Origin of the sequence: Actinotalea ferrariae CF5-4, assembly GCF_000603945.1 — a bacterium.
Classification (GTDB): domain Bacteria; phylum Actinomycetota; class Actinomycetes; order Actinomycetales; family Cellulomonadaceae; genus Actinotalea; species Actinotalea ferrariae.
The window spans coordinates 1-6,284 of the sequence record NZ_AXCW01000245.1; the positions used below are offsets into that span (position 1 = coordinate 1).

Here is a 6,284-nt window from a genome sequence, read left to right on the forward strand (position 1 = left end):
GGCTCGCCGTCTTCCGGCGGCTCGCGCACCCCGCCGCCGACGGCGGTCAGGCCGGGGCGCTCCGCGTGCTCGCCGTGCCGGTCCGGGCGCTCCTCCAGCCGGTCGTCGAGGGCCTCGGCGAGCTCGAGCCGGTCGCCCTGCGGACGGGCGAGCGGGCCGACCTCCAGGACGTGGCCGAGCGGCTCCCCGCGGCGGCGTACACGCGCGTCGACATGGTCGAGCGGCGCGGGGAGTTCGCCGTGCGCGGCGGCATCCTCGACGTGTTCCCGCCGACCGACGACCACCCGCTGCGCATCGAGTTCTGGGGCGACGAGATCGAGGAGATCCGCTGGTTCGCCGTGGCGGACCAGCGCAGCCTCGAGGTCGCCACCGAGGGCCTCTGGGCGCCGCCGTGCCGCGAGATCCTCCTGAGCGACGCGGTGCGGGCGCGGGCCGCCGCCCTCGCCGAGCAGCTCCCGGGTGCCGCCGAGATGCTGGAGAAGCTCGCCCAGGGCATCGCCGTGGAGGGCATGGAGTCCCTCGCCCCCGTGCTGGTCGAGCGGATGGTCCCGGTCCTGGACCTGCTCCCCGCGGGCTCGCTGCTGACCGTGGCCGACCCGGAGCGGGTGCGGCGCCGGGCGCACGACCTGCTCGCGACGAGCCAGGAGTTCCTCGACGCCGCCTGGACGGCGGCCGCCGCGGGCGGCAGCACCCCGATCGACCTGCGTGCGGCGTCGTTCGTGGAGTACGCCGAGGCGCGCGAGCAGGCCCTCGGGCGCGGCTTCGGCTGGTGGTCCCTCAGCGCCTTCTCGCTCGAGGCGGCCGCGGCGCAGGACGCCCTGGACCCGTCCGCCGACGGCGACGCCCTCGGTGCGCTGCAGGACGGCGCGCCGCGCGCGGCCGTGGTGGAGGGCGACGCGGGGACGACCCTCGTCCTCGGGGCGCGGGACGTGCGCGGGTACCGCGGCGACGTGCCCGCCGCGGTCGCGGACCTGCGGACGCTCCAGCGCGAGGGCTGGCGCCTGGTCATGACGACCGAGGGCCACGGCCCCGCCCAGCGCATGGTCGAGCAGCTCACCGCGATGGAGGTACCGGCCCGCCGCGCGGGCGACGTCGCCGAGGCGCCGGAGGAGGGCGTCGTCGTCGTCACGCCGGCGCCCGGGGGGCGCGGCTTCGTGGCGCCCGCCCTGCGGCTCGCCGTCCTCACCGAGTCCGACCTGACGGGGCGCGCAGGCACGTCCACCAAGGACATGCGGGCCATGCCGTCCCGGCGTCGCAACGTGGTGGACCCGCTCGCGCTGCGTCCCGGGGACTTCGTCGTGCACGAGCAGCACGGCGTGGGCCGCTTCGTAGAGCTCGTCCAGCGCACGATCGGCACGGGCGCGGCCAAGGGCACCCGGGAGTACATGGTCATCGAGTACGCCTCGAGCAAGCGCGGCCAGCCCGGGGACCGGCTCTACGTCCCGACGGACCAGCTCGACCAGGTGACCAAGTACACCGGCGGGGAGTCCCCGACGCTCAACCGGATGGGCGGCGCGGACTGGGCCAAGACCAAGGGCCGCGCGCGCAAGGCCATCAAGGAGATCGCCTCCGAGCTCATCCGCCTCTACTCCGCGCGCATGGCGACGTCCGGGCACGCCTTCAGCCCGGACACCCCGTGGCAGGCGGAGCTCGAGGACGCCTTCGCGCACGTCGAGACCCCCGACCAGCTCGTCACGATCGACGAGGTCAAGGCGGACATGGAGAAGTCCGTGCCGATGGACCGGCTCGTGTGCGGCGACGTCGGCTACGGCAAGACGGAGATCGCGGTCCGGGCGGCGTTCAAGGCGGTCCAGGACGGCAAGCAGGTCGCCGTCCTCGTCCCGACGACGCTCCTGGTCCAGCAGCACCTCGACACGTTCTCCGAGCGCTACGCGCAGTTCCCGGTCACGGTCCGGGCCCTGTCGCGCTTCCAGTCGGACAAGGAGGCGAAGGAGGTCGTCGAGGGCGTCTCCGAGGGGAGCATCGACGTCGTCATCGGCACCCACCGCCTCATCACGGGGCAGGTCCGCTTCAAGGACCTGGGCCTGGTCATCATCGACGAGGAGCAGCGCTTCGGCGTCGAGCACAAGGAGACGCTCAAGCAGCTGCGCACGGACGTCGACGTGCTCGCGATGAGCGCCACCCCGATCCCGCGCACGCTGGAGATGGCCGTGACCGGCATCCGCGAGATGTCCACGCTCGCGACCCCGCCGGAGGAGCGGCACCCGGTGCTGACGTTCGTGGGCCCCTACGACGAGAAGCAGATCACCGCGGCGGTCCGCCGCGAGCTGCTGCGCGAGGGCCAGGTCTTCTTCGTGCACAACAAGGTCGAGAGCATCGAGCGGACGGCCGCGCGGCTCGCGGAGCTCGTGCCCGAGGCCCGCATCGCGACCGCGCACGGGAAGATGGGCGAGCACCAGCTCGAGCAGGTGATCGTCGACTTCTGGGAGAAGCGGTTCGACGTGCTCGTCTGCACGACGATCGTCGAGACCGGCCTGGACATCTCCAACGCCAACACGCTCATCCTCGACCGTGCGGACCGTATGGGCCTGTCCCAGCTGCACCAGCTCCGCGGTCGGGTGGGCCGTGGGCGGGAGCGTGCCTACGCGTACTTCATGTACCCGCCGGAGCGGCCGCTCACGGAGACGGCCCACGACCGGCTGGCCACCATCGCCGCGAACACCGACCTGGGCTCGGGCATGCAGGTCGCGATGAAGGACCTGGAGATCCGCGGGGCGGGCAACCTCCTCGGCGGCGAGCAGTCCGGGCACATCGCGGGGGTCGGGTTCGACCTCTACGTGCGCATGGTGGGCGAGGCGGTCGCGGCCTACCGCGGCGAGCCCGACACGCGCCCCGCGGACGTCACCCTCGAGCTGCCCGTGGACGCCCACGTGCCGCACGAGTACATCGCGCACGAGCGGCTGCGCCTCGAGGCGTACCGCAAGATCGCGGACGCGACGACGGCGGAGCGCCTCGAGGAGGTCCGCGCGGAGCTGGTGGACCGCTACGGCCCGTTCCCGGAGCCCGTGGAGAACCTGTTCGAGGTCGCGGGCTTCCGCAACCTCGCGCGCGACGCGGGGCTCACGGACGTCACCGCGCAGGGCAAGTTCATCCGCTTCGCCCCCGTGGAGCTGGCCGAGTCGGCGCAGCTGCGGCTGCGCCGGCTGTACCCCGGCTCGATCCAGAAGCCGGCGGTGCGGACGGTCCTCGTCCCGTTCCCGACGACGGGCCGGATCGGCGGCCGGGCGCTCGCCGGCGGGGAGCTGCTCGCCTGGGCGCGCGACCTCGTCGACGCCGTCCTGCGCGGGTCCGTCGGGGCGGCGGCGCACGTCGCGCAGCAGCCGACGACGGCCGACGCCCCCTGACCTGGCGCCCGACCCGCCCCCGGCCTGACACCGGCCCGCCCCGCGCTCGCGGTCCGAGGGCCCGCGCGGGGCCTACGATGCTGCCGACGCTTCGAGCCTGGAGGTAACCCGGTGAGCCTGACCACGCCGACGTGGAGCCGCACGCGGCGCCGCGCCGCCCGCACGGCCGTGACGCTGGCGGTGGGCGCTGCCCTGCTCACCGGGTGCGGCCAGACGCCGGGCACCGCTGCCGTCGTCGACGGCCGGGCCATCTCCGAGAGCACGCTCCAGGAGGCGGTCGACGAGCTGGGGACGCTCGTCCCGCAGGGCATCACGGCGCAGCAGGTGCTCATCAACCTCATCGCGGCGCCGTACCTCCTGGACGCGGCCGTCGAGGCGGGGGCCGGCGTCTCCGAGGCCGAGGCCGTCCAGCTCGCCGAGCAGCTCGCCACGCAGGCGGGCGTGCCCGCTCTGCCGGAGCTGGGCGAGGGCAGCATGGCGGTGCTCCGGGCGACGCTCGCGCAGCAGAAGCTCGCGCAGGACCCGGGTGCGGCGGAGATCTTCGCCGCGTTCGAGGAGGACCTCGCGGGGGCCGACGTCGAGCTGAGCCCGCGCTACGGGACCTTCGACATCGCCTCGCCCGGGGGGATCGTCGCGCCCGAGCGACCCTGGATCGACGCAGGCTGACCGCGGTGAGCCACGTCCCGCCGTCCACGGGGCAGGCGGTGCCGACCGACCCGGCCGCACCGGTCGACCGGCACCCGGGGCTCGCGGAGCTCGTGTCCGTGATGGACCGCCTCCGCTCCCCGGGCGGCTGCCCGTGGGACGCCGAGCAGACGCACGAGTCGCTCGTCCCGTACGCGGTGGAGGAGGTCGCGGAGGTCGTCGAGGCGGTCGAGACCGGGGACCGCGCGGGGATGCGCGAGGAGCTCGGCGACCTGCTGCTCCAGGTCGTGTTCCACGCCCGGGTCGCCCAGGAGCACCCCGAGGATCCGTTCGGGATCGACGACGTCGCGCAGGCGATCGCGGAGAAGCTCCGCCGCCGCCACCCGCACGTGTTCGGCGACGTCACGGTGTCCGGCGCGCAGGAGGTGCACCGCAACTGGGAGGCGCTCAAGCAGGAGGAGAAGCGTCGCGCCTCGGTCGTCGACGGCATCCCGCCCGTCCTCCCGGCGCTGGCCCGCGCCCAGAAGGTCCTCGGCCGCGCCCGCCGCGCGGGCCTGCCCGTCCCCCTCCCGGAGGAGGTCGCGCCCGGTGCGGCGGCCGAGCACGGGGTGGCGCCCGGCCGGGGGACGACGCCGGAGCGCGGCGTCGACGCGCTCCGCTCCGACCTCGGTGCCCGGCTCCTCGCACTGGCGGTCGAGGCCGAGGCCGCCGGTGTCGACGCGGAGCAGGCCCTGCGCGGCGCCGTCCGCGACCTCGAGGAGCGGATCCGTCGCCACGAGGCGTGACGGGCGGTACGCGGGACCCCGCTGCCCGACGGCGGGCCGCCGCGCCCGCTGCCCGACGGCCAGGCGTGCCGCACGGTGACCGACGGCCGGACGTCCCGCCCGCGGTCCCGCCGCTCGCGGGACCATGGGGGCAGGCCGACGACCTGAGCCGAACGTCCCGGTCGCCGGTGACCGCCGGTTTTATCGTCGGCGTCGACGCCGGGGTGTCCGGCCGGGTCGACCACGAGGTCGACCACGGGGTCGACCGCACGCCGGCAGCGTCGGCGAGACAGCGAGGAGAGCAGGCGATGTGGCGATGAGAGTCGGCGTCCCCCGGGAGCCGCGGCCCGGTGAGCGGCTGGTGGCCGCGACCCCCACGACCGTGGCACAGCTGCGCAAGCTGGGCTACGAGGTCGTGGTCGAGTCCGGCGCGGGCGTCTCCGCCGCGTTCCCGGACGAGGCGTACGCCGACGCCGGAGCCGTGCTGACGGGGCCCGCCGAGGCCTGGGCCGCCGACGTCGTCACCACGGTGAACACCCCGCCGCAGGACCGCCTCGACGCGCTCAGCGCCGGGCAGACGCTCGTCGCGATGCTCGGGCCGGCCTCCTCCCCGGACGTGGTCGCCACGCTGGCGGCGCGCGGCGTCACCGCCCTCGCGCTGGACGCGGTCCCGCGCATCTCGCGGGCCCAGGCGCTGGACGTGCTCAGCACCCTGTCCAACGTCGCCGGTTACCGCGCGGTCATCGAGGCCGCCGAGGAGTACGGCGGCATGTTCACCGGCCAGGTGACCGCCGCCGGCAAGACGGCCCCGGCCAACGTCTTCGTCATCGGCGCGGGCGTCGCCGGCCTCGCCGCGATCGGCGCGGCGGCGAGCCTGGGGGCCCAGGTCCGCGCGTTCGACGTCCGCCCGGAGGTGGGCGAGCAGATCGCCTCGATGGGCGGCCAGCCGGTCCGGGCCGAGGCGGCCCAGCAGCAGGCCTCGGCGGACGGCTACGCCGCCGCGCTCACGGAGGAGCAGGAGCTCCTGACCCGCCGCATGTACGCGGAGGAGACGGCGCGCGCCGACGTCGTCGTCACCACCGCGCTCGTCCGTGGGCAGGCGCCGACGACGATCACGGCCGCCATGGTCGCGGCGATGCGGCCGGGCAGCGTCGTCGTCGACCTCGCCGCCTCCGGCGGCGGCAACTGCGAGCTCACGGTACCGGGGGAGCGCGTCGTCACCGAGAACGGCGTCGTGATCCTGGGGTACACGGACCTCACGAGCCGGATGCCGCGGCACACCTCGCAGCTCTTCGGCACCAACGTGGTCAACCTCCTCACGCTGCTCACCCCGGAGAAGGACGGCGCGCTGACGCTCGACCTCGAGGACCCGGTGCAGCGCGGCATGACGGTGACGCGGGAGGGGGAGGTCCTGTGGCCGCCCCCGCCGGTCCAGGTGTCCGCGGCCGCCGCGGCGCAGCCCGTGGTGGACCCGGTCGAGGCGCAGCGCCTCGCCGCCGCGGCGGCCGCC

General features: G+C 75.4%; 4 protein-coding genes. All 4 read left to right on the top strand.

Translation table 11 applies throughout. The features are described from left to right. On the top strand, positions 1-3,365 hold a 3,365-nt coding region (gene mfd, locus N866_RS15480; protein WP_034227998.1), incomplete at its 5' end, for a transcription-repair coupling factor. A 111-nt stretch (positions 3,366-3,476) separates the two neighbouring features. Continuing rightward, positions 3,477-4,031, top strand: a complete 555-nt coding sequence (locus N866_RS15485; protein WP_034227999.1) for a SurA N-terminal domain-containing protein — start codon at positions 3,477-3,479, stop codon at positions 4,029-4,031. A 5-nt stretch (positions 4,032-4,036) separates the two neighbouring features. Then, the gene (locus N866_RS15490; RefSeq protein WP_245612620.1) at positions 4,037-4,795 is read left to right on the top strand and encodes a nucleoside triphosphate pyrophosphohydrolase; all 759 of its coding nucleotides are present in this window, start codon (positions 4,037-4,039) and stop codon (positions 4,793-4,795) included. Between the two features lie 295 nt (positions 4,796-5,090). Continuing rightward, positions 5,091-6,284: Re/Si-specific NAD(P)(+) transhydrogenase subunit alpha (locus N866_RS15495; RefSeq protein WP_034228002.1), on the top strand; the 1,194-nt coding region annotated here is incomplete at its 3' end.